The organism is Tessaracoccus palaemonis (assembly GCF_019316905.1).
GTDB classification, from domain to species: domain Bacteria; phylum Actinomycetota; class Actinomycetes; order Propionibacteriales; family Propionibacteriaceae; genus Arachnia; species Arachnia palaemonis.
Map to the genome: position 1 here is coordinate 1,697,052 of NZ_CP079216.1, position 19,931 is coordinate 1,716,982.

General features: G+C 69.4%; 21 protein-coding genes. 10 read left to right on the forward strand and 11 right to left on the reverse strand.

Features of this window, described 5'->3' with window-relative positions; all coding sequences use genetic code 11:
* Positions 1-3 precede the first annotated feature (3 nt).
* Positions 4-675: a potassium channel family protein gene (locus KDB89_RS07690; protein WP_219079855.1), complete on the forward strand. Its 672-nt coding sequence runs from the start codon at positions 4-6 to the stop codon at positions 673-675.
* A 12-nt stretch (positions 676-687) separates the two neighbouring features.
* Here KDB89_RS07690 and KDB89_RS07695 read toward each other — a convergent pair whose 3' ends face one another.
* Genes KDB89_RS07695 through KDB89_RS07710 form a run of 4 tightly spaced genes read right to left on the reverse strand, consistent with a single transcriptional unit; the run spans position 688 to position 2,707 of the window.
* On the reverse strand, positions 688-1,044 hold the full coding sequence (locus KDB89_RS07695) for an OB-fold nucleic acid binding domain-containing protein (RefSeq protein WP_219079857.1): 357 nt from the start codon (positions 1,042-1,044) through the stop codon (positions 688-690).
* Between the two features lie 3 nt (positions 1,045-1,047).
* The gene (locus tag KDB89_RS07700) at positions 1,048-1,791 is read right to left on the reverse strand and encodes a DUF3710 domain-containing protein (RefSeq protein WP_255555836.1); all 744 of its coding nucleotides are present in this window, start codon (positions 1,789-1,791) and stop codon (positions 1,048-1,050) included.
* Entirely contained in the window at positions 1,788-2,249 is a 462-nt protein-coding gene (gene dut / locus KDB89_RS07705) for a dUTP diphosphatase (protein WP_219079859.1), read from the reverse strand. Before dut ends, KDB89_RS07700 begins: the two co-directional genes overlap by 4 nt.
* Entirely contained in the window at positions 2,246-2,707 is a 462-nt protein-coding gene (locus tag KDB89_RS07710; protein ID WP_219079861.1) for a DUF3093 domain-containing protein, read from the reverse strand. Before KDB89_RS07710 ends, dut begins: the two co-directional genes overlap by 4 nt.
* Positions 2,708-2,770: 63 nt before the next feature.
* On the opposite strand from KDB89_RS07710, the gene KDB89_RS07715 reads away from it, so the two are divergent.
* The gene (locus KDB89_RS07715) at positions 2,771-3,064 is read left to right on the forward strand and encodes a DUF4235 domain-containing protein (protein ID WP_219079863.1); all 294 of its coding nucleotides are present in this window, start codon (positions 2,771-2,773) and stop codon (positions 3,062-3,064) included.
* A 67-nt stretch (positions 3,065-3,131) separates the two neighbouring features.
* On the opposite strand, the gene KDB89_RS07720 is transcribed toward KDB89_RS07715, so the two are convergent.
* Positions 3,132-3,428, reverse strand: coding sequence for a DUF4193 domain-containing protein (locus KDB89_RS07720; RefSeq protein WP_219079865.1), 297 nt, complete (start codon positions 3,426-3,428; stop codon positions 3,132-3,134).
* Between the two features lie 151 nt (positions 3,429-3,579).
* On the opposite strand from KDB89_RS07720, the gene sepH reads away from it, so the two are divergent.
* Entirely contained in the window at positions 3,580-4,524 is a 945-nt protein-coding gene (gene sepH, locus KDB89_RS07725; protein ID WP_255556425.1) for a septation protein SepH, read from the forward strand.
* Position 4,525: 1 nt separating this feature from the next.
* Here sepH and KDB89_RS07730 read toward each other — a convergent pair whose 3' ends face one another.
* The 4 genes from KDB89_RS07730 to KDB89_RS07745 are packed head-to-tail and all read right to left on the reverse strand — an operon-like array spanning position 4,526 to position 8,091.
* Positions 4,526-5,176, reverse strand: a complete 651-nt coding sequence (locus KDB89_RS07730) for a thymidine kinase (RefSeq protein WP_219079869.1) — start codon at positions 5,174-5,176, stop codon at positions 4,526-4,528.
* Positions 5,169-6,416: a glycosyltransferase gene (locus KDB89_RS07735; protein ID WP_219079871.1), complete on the reverse strand. Its 1,248-nt coding sequence runs from the start codon at positions 6,414-6,416 to the stop codon at positions 5,169-5,171. Before KDB89_RS07735 ends, KDB89_RS07730 begins: the two co-directional genes overlap by 8 nt.
* The gene (locus KDB89_RS07740; protein WP_219079873.1) at positions 6,413-7,534 is read right to left on the reverse strand and encodes an alkaline phosphatase family protein; all 1,122 of its coding nucleotides are present in this window, start codon (positions 7,532-7,534) and stop codon (positions 6,413-6,415) included. Before KDB89_RS07740 ends, KDB89_RS07735 begins: the two co-directional genes overlap by 4 nt.
* Positions 7,534-8,091 (reverse strand): DUF5998 family protein, encoded by a 558-nt coding sequence (locus tag KDB89_RS07745; RefSeq protein ID WP_219079875.1) that lies wholly within the window; start codon positions 8,089-8,091, stop codon positions 7,534-7,536. Before KDB89_RS07745 ends, KDB89_RS07740 begins: the two co-directional genes overlap by 1 nt.
* Positions 8,092-8,361: 270 nt before the next feature.
* Here KDB89_RS07745 and KDB89_RS07750 point away from each other — a divergent pair, with 270 nt between their 5' ends.
* Genes KDB89_RS07750 through KDB89_RS07760 form a run of 3 tightly spaced genes read left to right on the forward strand, consistent with a single transcriptional unit; the run spans position 8,362 to position 12,236 of the window.
* Positions 8,362-9,159, forward strand: coding sequence for an App1 family protein phosphatidate phosphatase (locus tag KDB89_RS07750; protein WP_255556426.1), 798 nt, complete (start codon positions 8,362-8,364; stop codon positions 9,157-9,159).
* 59 nt (positions 9,160-9,218) lie between these two features.
* Entirely contained in the window at positions 9,219-11,723 is a 2,505-nt protein-coding gene (locus tag KDB89_RS07755; protein WP_219079879.1) for a DNA gyrase/topoisomerase IV subunit A, read from the forward strand.
* Between the two features lie 21 nt (positions 11,724-11,744).
* Positions 11,745-12,236, forward strand: coding sequence for a beta-class carbonic anhydrase (locus KDB89_RS07760; protein ID WP_219079881.1), 492 nt, complete (start codon positions 11,745-11,747; stop codon positions 12,234-12,236).
* 6 nt (positions 12,237-12,242) lie between these two features.
* Here KDB89_RS07760 and KDB89_RS07765 read toward each other — a convergent pair whose 3' ends face one another.
* Positions 12,243-12,923 carry a FadR/GntR family transcriptional regulator gene (locus KDB89_RS07765; protein ID WP_219079882.1) on the reverse strand — a complete coding sequence of 227 codons (681 nt, stop codon included), beginning with the start codon at positions 12,921-12,923 and terminating at the stop codon, positions 12,243-12,245.
* 145 nt (positions 12,924-13,068) lie between these two features.
* Between KDB89_RS07765 and KDB89_RS07770 the strand changes: the two genes are divergently transcribed.
* Genes KDB89_RS07770 through KDB89_RS07785 form a run of 4 tightly spaced genes read left to right on the forward strand, consistent with a single transcriptional unit; the run spans position 13,069 to position 17,646 of the window.
* Positions 13,069-14,736, forward strand: coding sequence for an L-lactate permease (locus KDB89_RS07770; RefSeq protein ID WP_219079884.1), 1,668 nt, complete (start codon positions 13,069-13,071; stop codon positions 14,734-14,736).
* 20 nt (positions 14,737-14,756) lie between these two features.
* Entirely contained in the window at positions 14,757-15,515 is a 759-nt protein-coding gene (locus KDB89_RS07775; RefSeq protein ID WP_219079887.1) for a (Fe-S)-binding protein, read from the forward strand.
* Complete coding sequence (locus KDB89_RS07780; RefSeq protein WP_219079889.1) at positions 15,512-16,996, forward strand: LutB/LldF family L-lactate oxidation iron-sulfur protein; 1,485 nt, start codon at positions 15,512-15,514, stop codon at positions 16,994-16,996. Before KDB89_RS07775 ends, KDB89_RS07780 begins: the two co-directional genes overlap by 4 nt.
* Complete coding sequence (locus KDB89_RS07785; RefSeq protein ID WP_219079891.1) at positions 16,993-17,646, forward strand: LutC/YkgG family protein; 654 nt, start codon at positions 16,993-16,995, stop codon at positions 17,644-17,646. Before KDB89_RS07780 ends, KDB89_RS07785 begins: the two co-directional genes overlap by 4 nt.
* A gap of 84 nt (positions 17,647-17,730) precedes the next feature.
* Here the strand turns inward: KDB89_RS07785 and KDB89_RS07790 are convergent, their stop codons facing one another.
* Complete coding sequence (locus KDB89_RS07790) at positions 17,731-19,809, reverse strand: DNA gyrase/topoisomerase IV subunit B (RefSeq protein ID WP_219079893.1); 2,079 nt, start codon at positions 19,807-19,809, stop codon at positions 17,731-17,733.
* Between the last annotated feature and the right edge of the window lie 122 nt (positions 19,810-19,931).

Sequence of the window (19,931 nt, forward strand, 5' to 3'; positions counted from 1 at the left end):
AAGATGCGAGTCGCAATCGCCGGGGCCGGCAACGTCGGGCGTTCCATCGCCCGCGAGCTCATCGCCAACGGGCACAAGGTCCTGCTGATCGAGAAGGAATCGGCGGCCATCAAGCCGGACTCGGTGCCCGGGGGGACCTGGCAGCACGCCGACGCCTGCGAGTTGCAGTCCCTGGAGGAGGCCGAGCTCGACACCTACGACGTGGCCATCGCCGCCACCGGTGACGACAAGTCGAACCTGGTCTTCTCGCTGCTCGCCAAGACCGAATTCGGGGTCCCGCGCACCGTCGGCCGCGTGAACCATCCCGGCAACGAGTGGATGTTCGACGCGCAGTGGGGCGTCGACGTCTCGGTGTCCACCCCGCGGCTGCTCTCAGCGCTGGTGGAGGAGGCCGTCTCGACGGGCGACCTCATCCGCCTGCTGACGTTCAAGAGGTCGACCGCGCACCTGTCGGAGTTCACGCTGCCGGACGACTCGACGCTCGTCGGGCGCCGGGTCCGAGACGTGTCCTTCCCCGGCGATGCGGTGCTGGTCGCGATCATCCGCGACGGGGCGCCGCTCACGCCGGAGCGCGACCGCGCATTCGAGGGTGAGGACGAGATGCTCTTCATCGTCACGCAGGACGCGGAGGCCGACCTGGCGGAAATGCTCGCCAACGAGGATCCGGAGGGCTGAGCGGGACTCCGCTCAGGGGACGATCTCGAAGTCCGGGTTGTAGATCACATAGGCCTTGTGATCGACCGCCAGCCGGCCGTGGACCAGCACGTTGCGGCCGGGCAGCAGGCACTCGATGCGGCTGCGACCCATCCAGACGAGACGGACATGCGCGGTGCCGTCGGTGACCTCGGCCTCGAGCCACCCGTTGTCGGCGTCGGAGGTGACGGAGACGACGGTGCCCCGGATCGTCACGTGCGATCGCGGGGAGCAGTCTGTGAGCTGTTGGGCGCCGCAGTCGGCGGCCTGCTCGCGCAGTTCCTCGGCCTCCAGTTCCTCCTCGGGTGCGAAGACCCGACGCACCTTCTCGGAGAAGGTCTTCTCAGGCATCGCTCAGTCCTCGGAGGGCTTCTGAGGGACGACGAGCGGCAGCAGGCTGCCGGGCGCCTGGGGCCGGCCGTCGCGCCGCACCACGACGTTGCTGAAGAACTCGGTGAGCTTGAGCTGGGCGTCCTCGTTGGTCGTCTCCAGCGTGGCCCTGCCCATGACGACGCCGCGCAGCAGCCAGCCGGGGCCGGGCACGAGCCAGGTCCGCGACACGTGCATGCCCTGCTTGCCCTCCGCGTCTTTCACGGGGAGCATCCGGCGCAGTTCGGCGCCGAAGGGTCCCTCGGCGAGTTGGACCCGGCCCTTCTGCCTGGCGGTGGCGGCGATGATGTCGCTGCGGACCTCGGGGGCGAGCGAGGTGCGTGCCGGGCCGGCGAAGACGGACAGCTCCAGGGCCGACTCCCCGTCCCCGACGAGGATGGCCTGCACGGCCTCGGTCTGGCGGTTCATCTGCAGCTGCATCGTCATGCCCTCGAAGGGCGTGACGATCAGCGAGCCGAAGTCGATGCGGGTCACCTCGTCGGCGTCGGCCTCCAGATCGACCTCCTCGACGTCGAACGGGCCCTCGTCACGGCCGAAGGCCGCGTCCCACTCGCTGGCCTGCTTCTCAGCCCTTGCCAAGGCGTCGTCTGCCTGGTTGGGCGGGGTCTCCGCCTCCGCCTCGCCCGTTGCGGCCTCCTCCTCGGCGAGGACCTCGTCGAGCTGGTCGGGGGTCTCGGTGGCTGCGCGCTTCCTGCGTCCGAAAATCACTGCATGTCCTTCACGTCTTCGTCCGGGCGGGTGAAACCGCCCGTAGAACCATAACCACCCTGCCCCCGTTGTGTGTCATCGAGGGTGTCGGTGGGCACGAAGTCGGCGGTCACGAACGGCATGATGAGCAGCTGTGCGACCCGGTCCCCCGCAGAGAGCGTGACAGGGGTCTGAGGGTCCAGGTTGACCAGACACACCTTGATCTCGCCGCGGTAACCCGAGTCGATGACGCCGGGCGAGTTGACGATGCTCAGGCCGACGCGGGCGGCCAGCCCCGATCGCGGCGTCACGAGGCCCACGTGGCCCTCGGGGATGGCGATCCGTACACCGGTCCCGACGAGGCGGCGCTCGCCGGGGGCCAGCTCGATGTCCTCGGTAGCGCGCAGGTCAGCGCCGGCGTCTCCCGGACGGGCGTAGGTCGGGCGGGACGCGTCGTCGGCGACGATCTCGATCCTCATCGCACGGTCACCTCCTTCGCGGGCAGGGCCCGCAGAGCGGCCGCCAGTTCCTTCGGTCGGCGCGTGCTGACCAGCCAGTAGGGGTGCGGATCCGCGAGGTCGTCGAGATCGATGCGAACGACGTCGGTGATGAAGGGTCGCGTGAACAGGAAGGCCCGCGGGTCGGCAGCGGGGCCGAGCGCCTCCCGGGCCGCCTCCCCCTCGTAGGGCTCTGCCGCGGCGATGTAGCGCGACTCGAGACGGTACCGGCCGACGCTGAGGCCGCTCTCGTCGACCCTCACCACGATGCTCCCGTAGGCCAGGATCCCCGCGATGACCGCCACCAGGAAGAGGGCGCAGACGGTGATGCCGGCAGGCAGCGGAAGGTAGGCGAGCACCGCCACCGCGATACACACCTCGAATCCGAGGCCCACCAGCCACCACGTCCAGGGGGCGTGGAGTCTTTCAGAGTACGTCACGTAGCCAGCCTAGCCTTCTGTGCATAATGGGACGCGGATCGAAGACGCGTGAGAGGAGCCCCCATGGCGATGACAGAGAAGCTGATGTGGAAGGTCTACGCCGGTGCCCTCGGGGCCGTGACGACCATCGTGGCGCAGAAGGTCGTGACGCAGGTGTGGGTCGCCTCCACGGGCGATACCCCTCCGGACCCCAACGACCCCGACACGCCTCTGACCCAGGCACTCATCTGGGCCGTCGCGAGTGGCCTGGGCGTGGGGATCGCGCAACTGGCCATGAACCGTTTCGTACAGCGCCGCTGGATACGCAACTTCAATCACGCGTCGCCCGGCAAGCTGCGCAACAAGCTGGACATCTGACGCAGCGGGCATGGAATCGGCGGGGCACCCTGAGGTGCCCCGCCGGTCTCATGTGTCGGATCGTCGCTCAGACGCAGTCCACGCAGTACTGCTTGCCGCCCCGGGTCTCGGCCAGCTGGCTCGTCGACTTCACGAGGAAGCACGAGGCGCAGGTGAACTCGTTCGCCTGGCGCGGGAGAACCCGGACCGTCAGCTCCTCATGGGAGAGGTCCGCCCCGGGAAGCTCGAAGGACTCGGCCGCTTCAACCTCGTCCTCGTCCACCTTGCCGGAGTTCTTGTCGTTGCGGCGCGACTTCAGTTCCTCGAGCGAGTCCTCGCTCATCTCCTCGTCGGTCTTACGAGGTGCATCGTAGTCGGTAGCCATCCAGTGTGTTTCCTTTCCTTCGCCGCGACGCGGATATGTGTACCACATCCCTGGTTGACTTCAACAGGCAGCCTGGCACCAACCGTGCCGCGCGAGCTTCCGACGGCCGAACGGGGCGCCCGGAGAGGCTGACGCACGCGGTCGCCCCGCGCTGGTAGGTTGTGCTCACCCACAGCATCACCACCGACGAGGAACCATGGACAACGCTCTGACCCCCCGCGAGATCCAGACCAGGATCCGCTCGGGCGCCTCGGTAGCCGATGTCGCCGAGGAGTCGGGCATGGACGCCGCCCGCATCGAGGCCTTCGCAGGGCCCGTCCTCGCCGAACGGGAGCACATCGCGGGCGCTGCGCAGGCGGCGACGGTCCGCCGTCGCGGCGAGACCGGCTCGCACCGCAAGCTCGGTGAGCTGATCACCCAACGCCTCCTGTCGAGGGGCATCGACCCCGAGGCCGTCACGTGGGACGCCTGGCGTCAGGTGGATCTCAAGTGGCGTATCGCCGCCCGCCTGCAGGCGGACCCGGAACCCGAGTCACGCTCTGCCGAGTTCATCTTCGACCCGAAGGCGCGGTTCTCGATCGCCGACAACGAGGATGCCCGCTGGATGATCGGCGAGGAGTCCCGCGCCGGGTCGAGGCCCGAGGAGGAGATCACCGTCGATTTCCACGACGAGCTCGCCCTCGTGCGTGCCGTCACCCAGCCGGAACCGCCCGGCGACGAGGTGCCAAGCTCGGAGCTGATGCTGGACGGCAACGAGGACACCTCGCAGCTCGACCGGCTCTACGACATGCTGAGCGGGATCAGCGAGGACTCGGTGCGGATCTACACCGGGATCCTCGACCCCGTCGGCGACGATGAGGAGGAGGCCCCCGCACCGGGGTCCGAGCCCGCTGCCCGGCCGGAGCCCGATGTGGAGGCGGCACCGGGGCACGACCCGGAGGCCGACGAGCCGACGGTGCAGGTCGAGGTGGACCAGGAGCCCACGCAGGAGGCCCTCGTGGACAGCGACGAGCCGAAGAAGGCCCCCCGCCCCCGCAAGCGCCGCGCCTCGGTCCCGAGCTGGGACGAGATCATGTTCGGCGGGCCGACCAGCTGAGCTAGAAGTTCTCCGGATCGAACGGCAGGGGCTCCGGGTTCAGTGTCGCCTTGGCACGCACCGCGGTCATCCTGCGACGGTGGTGCGCCCTGCAGAGCACCTCGTAGCGGACCTCAGACCCCGCGACCGTGTCCCCCACGACCACCTGGGTGCCCTCGGTGACCATCAGGCCGCCCACGGTGCGCGCGTTGTGCGTACCCCGCGCGCCGCACCAGCAGAGCGGTCCGATCGGCAGCGTCTCCATCCGGTCCGCGAGCTCGACAAGCCGCTGCGATCCGGGGAACAGGCGCGTGCGGAAGTCCGCGAGGATGCCGAACGCGTATACGTCCAGCTGGAGTTCGTCGACGATCCGGGCCAACTGGTCGACCTGCTCAGGGGCGTAGAACTGGACCTCGTCGCACACGATGTAGTCGACGCGGCGCGCCTGGGTCAGTTCACCGATCACGTACCGCCAGAAGTCGAACTCCGCATCCACCTCCAGCGCGGCGACCTTGAGGCCGAGCCGCGACGTGATGACGCCGCTGCCCGAACGGTCCTGCGACGTGAAGACGCGGCCTCGGCGGCCGTGGCTCGACTGCGTGTAGTCGAGCTGCAGGGCCAGTGTCGACTTGCCGCAGTCCATCGGGCCGGTGTGGAAGACGAGCTCAGCCACGTGGCTCCCTTCGTGAGATGAGATCCTGATATGCCTGTGCGTACTGCTCCGCTGTGCGCTCCGGCGCGAGATCCGGCAGCAACAAGGTCGACGCCTCGGCCATCGAGCGGCGTCGGGCCGGGTCCATCAGCACCCGGAACCCTTCCGCCATCGAGGCCACGTCCGGGCCGGTCAGCAGCGCGCTGTCGGGCGACAGACCCACCGTGAGCCGGTCGTCGCAGTACATGACCGGCAGGCCCGCAGACACGGCCTCGGCGATCACGAGCCCCTGGGAGTCGAAGCGGTGGGAGCCGAGAGCCAGCGCGTCGGCGTTGACGAGTTCGTAGGCGATCGCGTCCAGGCTGGAGAGATGGCCGCGGAAGTCGATGTTGTCCGCGCCCTTCGCGAGCCGTTTGAGCAGATCCCGCTGGTCGCCGTCTCCGACGATGACCAGTTCCGCGTCCGGCAGATCGGCGCGTCGGAAGGCCCGCACGAGCACGTCGAGGCGCTTCTCCTTGGCGAGCCGGCCGATGGACAGGAACCGCACACGGCCGTCGGTCCTCTCACGACGGGCCCTCCCGATGGCGGCGAGCAGGTCGCGGTTGTAGCCGGTGGGGACCACGTAGCTGGGCAGCGGGTAGCCGGCCGCCTCGTCGATCAGGCCGCGCATGAACGGGCTGGGCACGGTGTAGGCGTCCACGCGTTGCGCGATGCGCGCGAAGGACCGCCAGTCGGTGCGGGCGAAGAAGCCCCCCGTCTCGTGCCTGGCTGACGGCAGCCTGGTCGGAGGGACGATCTCCAGGGGCGTGGCCCGGCGCAGGAGCGGTAGGACGAGCGCCTGATAGCTCCAGGTGCCCAACACCGCGGCCTTGATGGCGCGGTGCGTGCCGGCGATGTTGGCGTGGAATGTATGCAGGTGCGGGATGTCCTGCAGGCGTGCGATGCGCGCGCCGAGGATCAGCGCGCCGCGCTCGGTCTGGCTGTGCACGACGTCGAACGCCGCGATGTCCGTGATCAGCCTCGCCCGGCGGGCGCTGCAGTGCAGGATGCTCAGATGCGCGGGCAGGCCCTCGATGTACATCGTCGGGCATTCGATGACCCTGGCCAGCCGCGGCTTCTGCAGGTGCCGGTCGGGGGCGATCAGCGTCACGTGGTGGCCCTGTGCCGTCAGTTCCTCGATCTGGGTCTGCACCGACCGTCCGATGCCACCGGAGGACGGGAAGAAGTCGTCGATCATGAGCGCGATCCGCAGCCCACTCACGAAACGCCACCTGCCACCAGGAGCGGGACCTCCATCTCGTCGCGGGTCAGCGACCCGTGCATCCCGACCAGACCGAACTCCTTGGGGGTGGCCCGGCTCATCACCGCGTGGTCCTCGGTCATCGCCGCCACGACGTCGCCGATGCGGGCCTGGCTACGGTCGCGGACCAGCGGCCCGAACCAGCCTGCCTCGATGGCCTCGTCGCGCAGCAGCACCTGGGCGCGCTCGCCGAGGCAGGAGCGCCAGGCAACCGCCAGGGCGCGCGCATCGTCGCCGTACACATGGCGGAAACGCGGCTCGCCGCCCACCGCGTCGTGCCCGACCAGCCTCGGTTCGTCCTCCAGCACGATGCGGGAGCTCTCCGGCACGTTGATCATGCCGTGGTCGCCCGTGACGAGGAGGCACACGTCGTCGGGCAGCTGCCTGATCAGATGGTCCACGAGGTCGTCGACGGCGCCGAGCCTGTCGAGCCACTGCCAGGAGCCGACGCCGAATCCGTGGCCGTCGTGGTCGAGCATCCGCTCGTAGGCGTACACCAGCCGGGCGCTCTGCAGCGCCTCGGTGATGCGGCCGGCGACGTGCTCGACGTCGCCCTCGCGTGTGACGGGGACCGGGGTCGCGCCCCTGAACGCAAGGCGCGTGAGCGCGCTGCCGGAGAACCTGTCGAGCGTGACGGTCGCGGACCCGATGCCCTCGGCCGCCAGCTGCTGGAAGACGGTCGGCACGGAGGCGAACGCGTCGACGTCGGCCGGCCCGCCCTCCCAGGTCAGCGCGTTGATGACGCGGTCCACGCTCGGCTCGCGGAAGCTGTAGCCCACGACGCCGTGCTCTCCCGGCGGCGCTCCGCAGCCCAGCGAGGTCAGCGAGGTCGCGGTGGTCGACGGCACCGAACACGTGAGCCGGTCGGCCCTTGCCTGCAGGGCGCCCATCGTCTCCGCATGGTCGGCGAACGCGGCGAGCTGGTGCCACCCGAGACCGTCGACGAGCAGCACCACGTATCGCGAGGCGTGCGGGAGCTGCAGCACGGGGTGGGCGCCCGTGAGCCGAGCCTGGACGCTTCCCAGGACGTTGACCAGCGCGTGGTCGGCGTAGCGGGGCTCGATGAAGGAGCCGCCCATCAGCCGATCGCCCCCTGCAGCCTCAGCCCGAATCCGATCAGCTTGCGGGCGTTGTCACCGTCGGCCTGGGGGCTCATCCGGACCGTGATGTCGTCGGGCTGGATGACTCCGGTGTAGCCGTGGTCGGCCTCGCAGCTCGGGTCCTCGCAGGCGGCGGGGCCGAGGTCGACGCGCCGGGCGGCACCCCACACGATCGACAGCCACGCCTCGTTCAGCCCCGTGAGGTTCTCCGGGTCGGTGAGCGAGCGGGTGAGCACGACCGAGTCGATCGCCCGCAGCGCGACGATCTCGGTCGTGGCAAGGGCCTCCTCGCGGGTCCCCTCCCCCTCGTCGATGTGGACCAGCAGGAGCTGCGTCGCGGTGCGGACCAGGACGGTGATGTGACGGTGCAGCTCGCGGCCGGCGAACGTCGCCTCGTGCTGCACGAGGTGGTCGAGGATCTCGCGGCCGCCGAGTCCCAGTTCGACCGACTCGGCGACGAGGTTCGGATAGAAGCCGCTCTGCGCGATCTCAGCGGCAAGATCAGCGGGCAGCTGGGACTGGTCGGGTCGGGTCACCGGTCCATCATGTCATGTCGCGGCTGGACTAGGTTAGGAGCCATGGCATCGCGACCCTTCATCGCCGCCCGTGTCGAGGACCGCTTCAACGGGCTGCTCGGCCGCGCCCTCGAGCGGCGCGGATGGCAGGAGTCGATCATCCCGTTCACCGGCTACGGGACCAGCGAGCAGCTGCGCATCCTGGCCCGCGTCGTGCTGCGCCCGTCGCAGGAGCTCGGCATCGTCCAGGCGGCCAACGCCCTGCTGTGGCGCCGTGGCTGGCGTAACTTCATGAACGCCGCGAAGGTCGGCGCGAAGGTGACCGTCGTCATCGGCGACACGCACATTCCCGTCACCGCGGACCGCGGCGGCTACATCGACGTGCGCATCGTCAACCCCGGACTCGGGCCCGGCTGGCACGATGTCCAGCTCGTCACAGGCGATGCGAGCGCCACGGCGCGGGTGCAGGTCATCGGGGACGACGTCACCTTCGGCATCGTCAGCGACATCGACGATACGATCCTGTCCACCTGGCTGCCGCGGCTCTTCATCGCCGCCTGGAACTCGCTGATCCTGACCGAGCAGGCCCGACAGGCCGTTCCGGGCATGGCGCGCATGTATCAGAGGCTGCTCGCCGAGAACCCCGGCTCGCCCATCATCTACGTCTCCACGGGCGCCTGGAACACCTACCCCATGATCTCGCGCTTCATCGCCCGCCACGGCATCCCTGCCGGGGCGATGCTGCTGACCGACTGGGGACCCACCAACACCGGGTGGTTCCGCAGCGGCGTCGACCACAAGCGCCGCTGCCTGCGCGAGCTCGCGCGGGACCTTCCCGACATCGCCTGGCTGCTCGTCGGCGATGACGGCCAGCACGATCCGGACCTCTACGCGGAGTTCGCGGCGCTGCAGCCCCGCCACGTCCGGGCGCGCGCCATCCGCCAGCTCACTCCCGGTGAGCACGCCCTTGCGCACGGCCTGCCGATGGAGGTCCCCGATTCGGACAAGCAGTGGGAGCCGGAGAAGGCACCCGAGGTCCGGGCACCCGACGGGGACGGCCTCGCCGACCAGCTGGCAGAGATCCTCTGACGGCGCGATATCCTCACCCTCGCACCCGTCAACTGAACCGACACCAGGAGGCCGCTCGCATGGCGAAGCCCACGATCGACGATGACGCCCTCGAAGAGGAGAACATCCTCGACGTCGACGTCACGGCCGAGATGGAGGCCAGCTTCCTCGAGTACGCCTACTCGGTGATCTACTCCCGGGCACTCCCGGATGCCCGGGACGGCCTCAAACCTGTGCAGCGGCGCATCCTCTTCTCGATGGACGAGATGGGGATCCGCCCCGACCGGGGCCACGTCAAGTGCGCCCGCGTGGTGGGCCAGGTCATGGGCCTTCTCCACCCGCACGGCGACGTTGCCATCTACGACGCGCTGGTGCGCATGGGTCAGCCGTGGGCGATGCGGCTCCCGCTGGTCGACGGGCACGGCAACTTCGGCTCGCTCGACGCCGGCCCCGCCGCCATGCGCTACACCGAGTGCCGGATGGGACCCGCGGCGCTGGCCATGACGGCGGGCATCGACCAGGACACCGTCGACTTCAAGCCGAACTACGACGGCAAGGAGTCCGAACCGGCCGTCCTGCCCGCGGCCTTCCCCAACCTGCTGGTCAACGGCGCCACCGGCATCGCGGTGGGCATGGCGACCAACATCGCACCCCACAACCTCATCGAGGTCGTGGCGGCCCTGAAGCAGCTGCTGAAGGACCCGAGCATCGACCTCGACGCCCTCATGCGCCACATCCCCGGCCCCGACTTCCCGACGGGAGGCAAGATCGTCGGGCTCGACGGCATCCGCGACGCCTACGCGACGGGCCGGGGCAGCTTCCGGATCCGCGCCACCACGCGCATCGAGAAGGTGTCCCCGCGCCGGATGGGCATCATCGTCACCGAACTGCCGTACATGGTCGGTCCGGAGAAGATCATCGAGCAGATCAAGAAGGGCGTCGACGACAAGAAGCTCACGGGCATCGCCGACGTCAAGGACCTCACCGACCTCAAGCACGGCACCCGGCTGATCATCGAGGTCAAGAACGGCATCAACCCGGAGGCGCTGCTGCAGCAGCTCTACCGGGCGACCAAGCTCGAGGACACGTTCGCCATCAACGCGGTCGCGCTGGTCGAGGGCCAGCCGCGCACCATGCCGCTCAAGGAGATGCTCGAGGTCTACCTGGCGCACCGCCTCGAGGTCACCACCCGGCGAACCCGCCACCAGCTGACCCGGGCCGAGGACCGGCTGCACCTCGTGCGTGGCCTCATCACGGCCATCGCCGACATCGACGACGTCATCGCGATCATCCGCAGCTCCGCCGACGCCGGCGAGGCGCGCGAGCGCCTGATGGGCGCCTTCGACCTGACCGAGATCCAGGCGAACTACATCCTCGACATGCAGCTGCGCAGGCTGACCCGCTACTCGACCATCGAACTGGAGAAGGAGGCCGAGGAGCTCTCGACCACCATCGCCTCCCTGCGCCTGATCCTCGACGACGAGTCCGTGCTGCACCGGGTCGTCGGCGACGAGCTGACCCAGGTCTCCAGGCAGTTCGGCACCCCGCGCCGCACCATCCTGCTGGCCTCCGGCGGGGCCCCGGCCACCGCGGTCGGCCCACTCGAGGTGCCAGACGACCCCTGCTGGGTCCTACTCAGCGGCACGGGACTCGTCGCGCGCACCGACTCCGCGGACCCGCTGCCCACGTCCGGCCGGTCCCGGCATGACGTCGTGGTGGCCAGCTGCCGCACCACGGCCCAGGCAGAGTTCGGCGTCGTCACCAACCTCGGGCGCCTGATCCGCTGCCGCGCGATCGAGCTGCCGACCGTCCCGCTGACGGCCACCGCGCCGTCCCTGCAGGGCGGCAGCCTGGCGCACGAGCTGTGGCCGCTGGCGAAGAACGAGCGGCCACTGGGGCTCGTGCCGCTCACCGAGGATGCGCCCGGCCTGGTGCTCGGCACCCGCCTCGGCGTCGTCAAGCGCGTCAACAACGAGGTGCTTGCCAAGGACGCCTGGGACGTCATCAGGCTCGATGACGCAGACGAGGTCGTCGGCGCGATGGCCGACGACGAGGCCGCAGATCTGGCCTTCGTCACCAGCGACGCCCAGCTGCTGCGTTTCCCCGCCGCCGCGGTGCGCCCGCAGGGCCGCGCCGGCGGAGGCGTGGCCGGCATCAAGCTCGGCGCCGGCGCGCGCGTCATCTGGTTCGGAGCCGTGCGGGCCGACAGTGACGACGTCGTGACTGTCTCGGGTTCAGCCGACGCCCTGCCCGGCACCGAGGCGGGCCTGGCCAAGGTCACCCCGCTTGCCGAGTACCCGGCGAAGGGCAGGGCCACTGGGGGCGTGCGCTGCCACCGGTTCCTCAAGGGTGAGGGTGCGCTGCTCATCGCGGCCGTCGGCCCGCGACCCGTGGTGGCCGCGGCCGCGAGCGGCTCGGCTGTCGACCTGCCCGCCGCCGACCCCCGACGCGACGGCTCAGGCGTCGCGCTGGCCCAGCCGGTGACCATGATCGCCGGGCGTCCGGGCGGCCCGTCCGCGGCGGATGCGGGTGGCCGAGATGACGCCAGCGGGGGCGACTCCTCGGCGGTAGAGTCCCTGTTCTAGGACCACTGACGGGAGCTGACCATGGCCTTTGACGACCTGCTTGAGGCAAACGAGCGCTACGCCGCCGATTTCCACGACGGATTCTTCGACGGCGTCGCCAAGGCCGGCGTGGCCATGGTCACCTGCATGGATTCACGCATCGAGCCGCTCGCGATGCTCGGCCTGCACCTGGGAGACGCCAAGATCCTGCGGACGCCGGGCGGTCGCGTCACCACCTCGACGCTGACCGGATGCGTGCTGAGCGTCCAGCTGCTGCAGGTCACGCGCATCATGATCGTGCCGCACACCCGCTGCGCCATGGCCTCCGGCACCGACGCCGACATCCGCCGCAGGATCGCCGAGCGCACCGGGGAGGACACCAGCTGGATCGACTTCGGCGCGAACCCGGACCAGATGGGCCGGCTCCACGAGGACGTCGACCGGGTCCGCAGCCACCCCCTGATCCGCGGCGAGGCCGAGGTCGGAGGCTTCGTCTACGACGTCGACAGCGGCCTGCTCCGTCAGGTCATCTGAACCGGCTCAGCCGAAGATCGCCCGGTGAGCCCCGCGGATGTGGGCCTCACAGCGCTCGGTCGCCAGTCGGCCGTCCCGCATCCTCAGCGCCTCGAGGATGCCGGCATGTTCCTCGTTGAGGCGGGTCCGCAGAGGCTCCCAGTCGCTCTCGCGTTCCCCCTCGAGGATGCGTGCCGCCACCGCCTCCCGGATCGCGATGGTCAGGTCGCGGACAAGGCGGTTCGCGCCAAGGAGCGCGATGGTGACATGGAAGCGGGTGTCGAGCTCATTGAACTCCTCGACGCCTTCCGTGGATTGCATTTCCGCAACAATCCCCTGCAGTAATCTGACGCCGTCGTCGTCAATGGAGTGGGCCGCCGCCTCGGCCGCGGCCCGCTCGAGAACCACGCGCGTCGACGTCACCTCGTCGAACGAGATGGCCCCCAGAGCGACGTGGAGGCGCAGCACGCGAGCGAGCGCGACGCCCTGGCCCGTTGCCACCCGCGTGCCCCCTCGCGGCCCCGTCTGGGACGTGACTACGCCCTGAGCCTGCAGAACCTTGATCGCCTCGCGCACCGCGGACCGGCTCGCACCGAGCTGCAAAGCGAGTTCACGCTCGTTGGGGAGACGCTCCCCCGGGGCCACGTTGCCCTCCAGGATCTCACCCGTCAGATAGTCAAGGGCGGAATCAAAACCGCCGACACTCACTGTCATATGACTCATTGTGACGGCAATCCGGGAGATTTGGAACATTATGTCGGGGTTGGTCTGACCAGATGGAAGTCGCCTGTTATCTTGGTGCGGCAGGCCAACGACGGCCGGCGAACTGACGTTTCGACAACGGAGTCCTTACATGTACCAACCTGAACTAGCGCCTCTCGGGAGCCTGGCGCTGTCGGCACTGGTGGCGCTCCTGCCACTCGTGGTGATGTTCCTCACCCTCGGCGGCCTGAAGTGGAAGGCCCACTGGGCCGGCCTCGCATCGCTGCTGACCGCAATCATCGTGGCCGTGGCCGCTTTCAACATGCCCGTGGGTCTCGCACTCCTGTCGGGCGCAGAGGGCGCCGTCTACGGCCTGTTCCCCATCACCTGGATCGTGCTGACCGCCATCTGGCTGTACCAGGTGACCGTCGTCAGCGGCCGCTTCGAGGATCTGCGAGCCACCTTCGGGCTCATCTCCGATGATCCGCGCATCCTCGCGATCCTGATCGCCTTCTGCTTCGGCGGCCTGATGGAGGCCCTGGCCGGCTTCGGCGCACCCGTCGCCATCACCGGCGTCATGCTGATGTCGATCGGCTTCTCCCCCGTCCGCGCCGCCATGGTCGTCCTGCTGGCCAACACCGCCCCCGTCGCCTTCGGCGCCGTCGGCACCCCGATCATCACCGCCGGCGGTCTGACCGGCCTCGACTACCACACCATCGGCGCCTACGTCGGCCACCAGTCCCCGGTGCTCGCGCTGTTCGTCCCCTGCCTGCTCGTGCTGCTCGCCGACGGCAAGAAGGGCCTGAAGCAGACCTGGCCCGCCGCCGTCGTGATCGGCGTCTCCTTCGCGATCGCCCAGTGGCTGTCGGCCACCTACTTCTCCACCGAGCTGACCGACATCGTCGCCTCCCTGACCGCGCTGGCCGTCGGCGTCGTATTCCTCCGCTTCTGGAAGCCGCAGGGCGGCGCCGAGGCGCTGCAGCGCATGGCGGTGGAGCGGGAGAACTCCAAGGTCGCCGACGCTGTCGAGCCCGCGCACGTGGGACACGCCCCCGCGGGCGCCCTCACCACTGGTCGTATCTTCATGGCCCTGGTCCCCTACCTGCTGGTCATCCTGATCTTCACCGTCGCCAAGCTCGTCGGCCCCGTGAAGGCCTTCCTCGCCAGCACCGACCTCAAGATCCACTGGCCCGGCCTCTACGGCAACCTCCTGAAGGACGGCGAGCCGTCGACCTCGGCGATCTACACCTTCGGCTGGCTGTCGAGCCCCGGCACCCTGCTGGTCATCACGGCCATCCTGGTAGGCATCATCTACCGCGTCTCCTTCAAGAACATGGTCGGCGAGCTGTGGGCCGTCATGCACAAGATGCGCTGGTCGGCACTCACCATCGCCTCGGTGCTCGCCCTGGCCTACGTGATGAACCTGTCCGGGCAGACCACCACCATCGGCTACTGGGTCGCCGGCATCGGCGCCGCATTCGCGTTCCTCTCGCCGATCCTCGGCTGGATCGGCACCGCGGTCACGGGCTCGGACACCTCCGCGAACGCGCTGTTCGCCACCCTGCAGCAGACCACGGCCAACAAGATCGGCGTCGACGAGTACCTGCTCGTGGCCGCCAACACCTCGGGCGGCGTGGTCGGCAAGATGATCTCCCCGCAGAACCTGGCCATCGCCTGCTCCGCCGTCGGCCTGGTCGGCGCCGAGTCGCTGCTGTTCCGCAAGGTCGTCCTCTGGAGCCTCGGGCTGCTCCTGGTGCTGTGCATCCTGATCGGACTGCAGTCCACCCCGGTGCTCTCCTGGATGCTCCCGGTCCGTTGAGTCAAGTAAAGGAATAAACCATGGCACCCCTCACCGGAGCCAAGGTGGCCCTGTTCGCCACCTGCATCACCGACACCGTCAAGCCGAGCGTGCCCATCGCGACGGTCAAGCTGCTCGAGCGGCTCGGCTGCCGGGTGGAGTACCCCGCGAAGCAGACCTGCTGCGGTCAGATCATGACGAACACGGGCTACTTCGACGAGGCGGTCCCGACGGTGCGTAACTTCGTCGAGTCCTTCGGCGAGTACGACTACATCGTCGCCCCCTCGGGCTCCTGTGTGGGGTCCGTGCGGGACCAGCACACGATGCTGGCCCGCCACGCCGGCGACGCCGGCCTCGAGAAGGAGGCCGGCGCCGTCGCGGCGCGCACGTACGAGCTCACCGAGTTCATCGTCGACGTGCTCGGCGTCACCGACGTAGGCGCCTACTTCCCACACAAGGTGACCTACCACCCCTCGTGCCACGGCCTGCGCATCACCCGCGTGGGTGACCGGCCCGAGCGGCTGCTGAGCGCGGTCGAGGGGATCGAGCTGGTCGACCTCCCCGACGCCAGGTCCTGCTGCGGGTTCGGCGGCACCTTCTCGGTCAAGAACTCGGACGTCTCCATCGCGATGGCCACGGACAAGGCCAACAACGCCGTGTCCACCGGCGCCGAGTACATCACCGGCGGCGACCACGCCTGCCTGATGAACATCGGCGGCGTGGCCCACCGCAACGGCCAGCACATCACGCCGATCCACCTGGTCGAGATCCTGGCAGCCACGAAGGAGGACGCGCGATGACCGCCACACCCACCCGCCGCACGCCGGAGCCCGGCTCCTGGCTCGGCATCCCGGCCTTCCCCAAGGCCGCCCCCGGCGAGCTCGCCAACGAGACGCAGCGCAGGAACCTGCGGCACGCCACGACCACCATCCGGGCCAAGCGCGTCGTGCGCGCCTCCGAGGTCCCCAACTGGGAGGAGCTCCGCACCGCGGGCGCCCAGATCAAGGACCGCGTCGGCCGGCACCTGGACGAGTACCTCGTGCAGGCCGAGGAGGCCATGACGAAGGCCGGCATCACGGTCCACTGGGCCCGCGACGCCGCCGACGCCAACCAGATCGTCGCCGAGATCGCCAAGGCGAAGGGCGTCGACGAGGTCGTCAAGATCAAGTCGATGGTCACGCAGGAGATCGACCTCAACGAGGCCCTCGAGGCCGAGGGCATCGCGGCCTGGGAGACCGACCTGGCCGAGCTGATCGTCCAGCTGGGCCACGACCTGCCGAGCCATATCCTCGTCCCCGCGATCCACCGCAACCGCGACGAGGTGCAGGACATCTTCACCCGCGAGATGGGCCTGTACGGCACCCCCGCCCCAGAGGGCATCTCGAACAACCCGGAGGAGCTCGCCGCCGCTGCCCGCGTCCACCTCCGCGAGAAGTTCCTCCGCGCGAAGATGGCCGTCTCCGGCGGCAACTTCATCGTCGCCGAGACCGGCACGCTGGTGATCGTCGAGTCCGAGGGCAACGGCCGCATGTGCCTGACGCTGCCCGAGACTCTCGTCTCGGTCGTCGGCATCGAGAAGCTCGTGCCCACCCTGGAGGACCTGGAGGTCTTCCTCAAGCTGCTGCCCCGCAGCTCGACCGGCGAGCGGATGAACCCGTACACCTCCCTGTGGACGGGCGTCACGGAGGGCGACGGCCCTCAGGATCTGCATGTGATCCTGCTCGACAACGGCCGCAGCAATGTGCTGAGCGACCCCGAGGGCCGCGCCGCGCTGCGCTGCATCCGTTGCTCCGCGTGCCTCAACATCTGCCCGGTGTACGAGCGTGTCGGCGGCCACGCCTACGGCAACCCGTATCCCGGCCCGATCGGCGCGATCCTCGGCCCGCAGCTGCGCGGTATGGAGGACGAGCGCGACCGCGCGCTCCCCTTCGCGTCGTCGCTGTGCGGTGCCTGCAACGAGGTGTGCCCCGTGCGGATCCCGTTCACCGACATCCTCGTGCACCTGCGCCACAAGGTCGTCGAGTACAAGACGGCCAAGCACCCCACGGTCGAGCAGGGGATCATGAAGGGCGCCGGCTGGGTGATGGCCGAGGGCAGCCACCTGGCGACCGTCCAGGCGGGCGAGCGCATCGGAGGCCGCGTCTTCCGCGGCAAGTGGCTGGGCCCCATGGGCCCGATCCCGATCGCCAAGGAATGGTTGAAGGGCCGCGACCTGGAGCCGCTGCCCACCCAGAACTTCCGCCAGTGGTGGAAGAAGAACCGCGAAGGAGGGCAGCGATGAGCGCCCGCGATGAGGTGCTGGCCCGGGTCCGCCGGGCCACCGCCGACGTGACCGAGAAGGACCCGGTCAAGGACGTGCCCGTCGACTGGGCCTATGGCCAGCCCCTGACCACGCCCGACGTGCTCGAGGACTTCGTCGAGAAGGTCGAGGACTACAAGGCGGCCGTGCGTCGGGTGAAGGCCGACGCGGTGCCCGCCACCATCGTGGAGGCCATGCAGGCCCTCGACACGACGAGCGTCGTGCTCCCCGCCGGGCTGCCCGCCGAGTGGATCGCTGCGGTCGAGGCGGCAGGCATCGTGACACACGGCGACGAGCCGCAGCTCACGCACGCCCAGCTCAACACCATCGACGCCGTGCTGACGACCACGGCCGTCGGCATGGCCGACTCCGGCACGATCGCGCTCGACCATGGCGTCGGCCAGGGCCGCCGCGCCCTGTCTCTGCTGCCGGACCGGCACATCTGCGTGATCCGGGCCGACCAGGTCGTCAGCGACGTGCCCGAAGGCATCGCCCGCCTGGCACCGGCCATCCGGGCCGGCAGCCCGGTGACCTGGCTCTCCGGCGGTTCGGCGACCTCGGACATCGAGCTCAGCCGTGTCGAGGGTGTCCACGGCCCCCGCCACCTGTCGGTGATCCTCGTCGAGGACTGACCGGCGACCACCACGACCACCAGAGGCCCCCGGCACTCGTCTGGACGAGTGCCGGGGGCCTGTGGGCTGACGGAGCGTCGGTGCTCAGGCGTCGATCCGCTCGGAGTCCAGCTGGTAGGCGCCCTCGATGATGAACTCCTTGCGGGGTGCGACGTCGTTGCCCATCAGCATCTCGAACACCCTCTCCGCCGCGAGCGCGTCATCGACGGTGAGGCGCCTGAGCGTGCGGTGCTTCGGGCTCATCGTGGTGTCGGCCAGCTGGTGCGCGTCCATCTCGCCGAGGCCCTTGTAGCGCTGCGGCTCCTTGAACTTGGTGCCGCGCTTGGTCAGCTCGGCCAGCTTGCGCTGGTACTCGGCGTCCGAGTACGTGTAGATGTACTTCTCCTGACCCTTGCGTGGGTTCGTCAGCTCGAAGCGGTGCAGCGGCGGGACGGCGGAGTAGACGCGCCCGGCCTCCACCATCGGCCGCATGTAGCGGAAGAACAGGGTGGCAAGCAGGCACCGGATGTGGGCGCCGTCGGAGTCGGCGTCGGCCATGAAGATGATCTTGCCGTAGCGCGCGTTGTCCACGTCGAATGTTCGGCCGGACCCGGCGCCGACGACCTGGATGATCGCGGCGCACTCGGCGTTCTTCAACATGTCGCCGACGGAGGCCTTCTGCACGTTGAGGATCTTGCCGCGGATGGGCAGCAGCGCCTGGTGCTCGGAGTCCCGTGCGACGTTGGCCGTCCCGAGTGCGGAGTCGCCCTCGACGATGAACAGTTCGGTCAGGTCGACGTTGTTCGAGCGGCAGTCCTTGAGCTTCGGGGGCAGCGTGGAGCTCTCCAGCGCGTTCTTTCGGCGCTGGTTCTCCTTGTGGTTGCGGGCCTGCACGCGGGTGCGCGCCGCACCGACGACCTTCTCCTGCAGCTGCCGGGCCACCGCCTTCGTCTTCGGGGCGTTCATGAACGCAGTCAGCTCGGCCTCGACGATGCGGGCGACGAGCCCGCGGACGGGTGGCGTGCCCAGCACCTCCTTCGTCTGGCCCTCGAACTGGGGCTCGGCCAGCCGGACCGTCACCACGGCCGTGATGCCCTCGAGGCAGTCCTCCTTGATGACCTCCTCGCCGGCCTTGAGCAGGCCGCGGGTGCCCTCGAAGGACTTCACGATGGCCTTCGTCAGGCCACGCTCGAAGCCGGTCACATGCGTGCCGCCCTTGGGTGTGGCGATGATGTTGACGAAGCTGCGCAGGACGGTGTCGTAGCCGGTGCCCCATCGCACCGCGATGTCGACCTCGAGCTGGCGCTCGACGTCGGTGGCGGTCATGGCCCCGGCGTCGTCGAGCATGGGCACGGTCTCGACGAACGAGTCGGTGCCCTGCAGCCTGATGATGTCTGTCAGGGGCGCGTCAGCTGCGAGGAAGTCCGCGAACTCGCCGATGCCCCCCTCGTGCAGGAAGGACTCGGTGGCCGGGCCGTCGCCTCTCGCGTCCGTCACCTCGATCTCGAGGCCGGGGACCAGGAACGACGTCTGGCGGGCCCGGTCGTGCAGCTGCGTCACCGACAGCTGCGCATCGGTGAGGAAGATCTGCCGGTCCGGCCAGTAGGTGACCCGGGTTCCGGTTACCGCCCTGCTGCGGACGCGGCCCACCTTCCGCAGCCCGCCGCCGGGGGTGAAGGGGGCGTCCGGGCCGTCGCCGTCGAAGATGCCGGGGGTGCCGCGGCGGAAACTCATCGCCCAGGTGGCGCCGTCCCTGTCGACCTCGACGTCGAGCCGCGAGCTGAGCGCGTTGACCACGGAGGCGCCCACGCCGTGCAGGCCGCCGGTGGCGTTGTAGGACGAGTTCCCGAACTTGCCTCCGGCGTGCAGCTTGGTGAAGACCACCTCCACGCCGCTCAGCCCGGTGCGCGGCTCGGTGTCCACCGGGATGCCGCGTGCCTTGTCGACGACGGTGATCGAACCGTCGTGGTTGAGCGCGACCGCGATGCGGGTGCCGAACCCCGACAGCGCCTCGTCGACCGCGTTGTCGATGATCTCCCAGAGGCAGTGCATGAGGCCCCGGGTGTCCGTCGAACCGATGTACATGGCCGGGCGCTTACGCACGGCCTCGAGTCCTTCGAGGACCAGGAGATTCTTGGCCTCATAGTCGCGCGAGTGGGTCTGCCTGGCGGTCGGGGTCTGCACCGCGCCAGATTACCGTGGCTCCCCGCGTCGCGCACCGAAGCCCTTGGGCGCGGCGCTAGGATCGGGGCTCAGTCCAGCGGAGACTGGTCGCGGAGCAAGACGGGAACAAACCGTGACCGGCA

Coding starts and splice junctions, on each gene's coding strand:
- KDB89_RS07690 (WP_219079855.1), top strand. CDS start 4: ATGCGAGTCGCAATCGCCGGGGCCGGCAACGTCGGGCGTTCCATCGCC.
- KDB89_RS07775 (WP_219079887.1), top strand. CDS start 14,757: ATGGCACCCCTCACCGGAGCCAAGGTGGCCCTGTTCGCCACCTGCATC.
- KDB89_RS07750 (WP_255556426.1), top strand. CDS start 8,362: ATGAACGCCGCGAAGGTCGGCGCGAAGGTGACCGTCGTCATCGGCGAC.
- dut (WP_219079859.1), bottom strand. CDS start 2,249: ATGAGGATCGAGATCGTCGCCGACGACGCGTCCCGCCCGACCTACGCC.
- KDB89_RS07760 (WP_219079881.1), top strand. CDS start 11,745: ATGGCCTTTGACGACCTGCTTGAGGCAAACGAGCGCTACGCCGCCGAT.
- KDB89_RS07740 (WP_219079873.1), bottom strand. CDS start 7,534: ATGGGCGGCTCCTTCATCGAGCCCCGCTACGCCGACCACGCGCTGGTC.
- KDB89_RS07785 (WP_219079891.1), top strand. CDS start 16,993: ATGAGCGCCCGCGATGAGGTGCTGGCCCGGGTCCGCCGGGCCACCGCC.
- KDB89_RS07695 (WP_219079857.1), bottom strand. CDS start 1,044: ATGCCTGAGAAGACCTTCTCCGAGAAGGTGCGTCGGGTCTTCGCACCC.
- KDB89_RS07720 (WP_219079865.1), bottom strand. CDS start 3,428: ATGGCTACCGACTACGATGCACCTCGTAAGACCGACGAGGAGATGAGC.
- KDB89_RS07715 (WP_219079863.1), top strand. CDS start 2,771: ATGGCGATGACAGAGAAGCTGATGTGGAAGGTCTACGCCGGTGCCCTC.
- KDB89_RS07770 (WP_219079884.1), top strand. CDS start 13,069: ATGTACCAACCTGAACTAGCGCCTCTCGGGAGCCTGGCGCTGTCGGCA.
- KDB89_RS07780 (WP_219079889.1), top strand. CDS start 15,512: ATGACCGCCACACCCACCCGCCGCACGCCGGAGCCCGGCTCCTGGCTC.
- KDB89_RS07755 (WP_219079879.1), top strand. CDS start 9,219: ATGGCGAAGCCCACGATCGACGATGACGCCCTCGAAGAGGAGAACATC.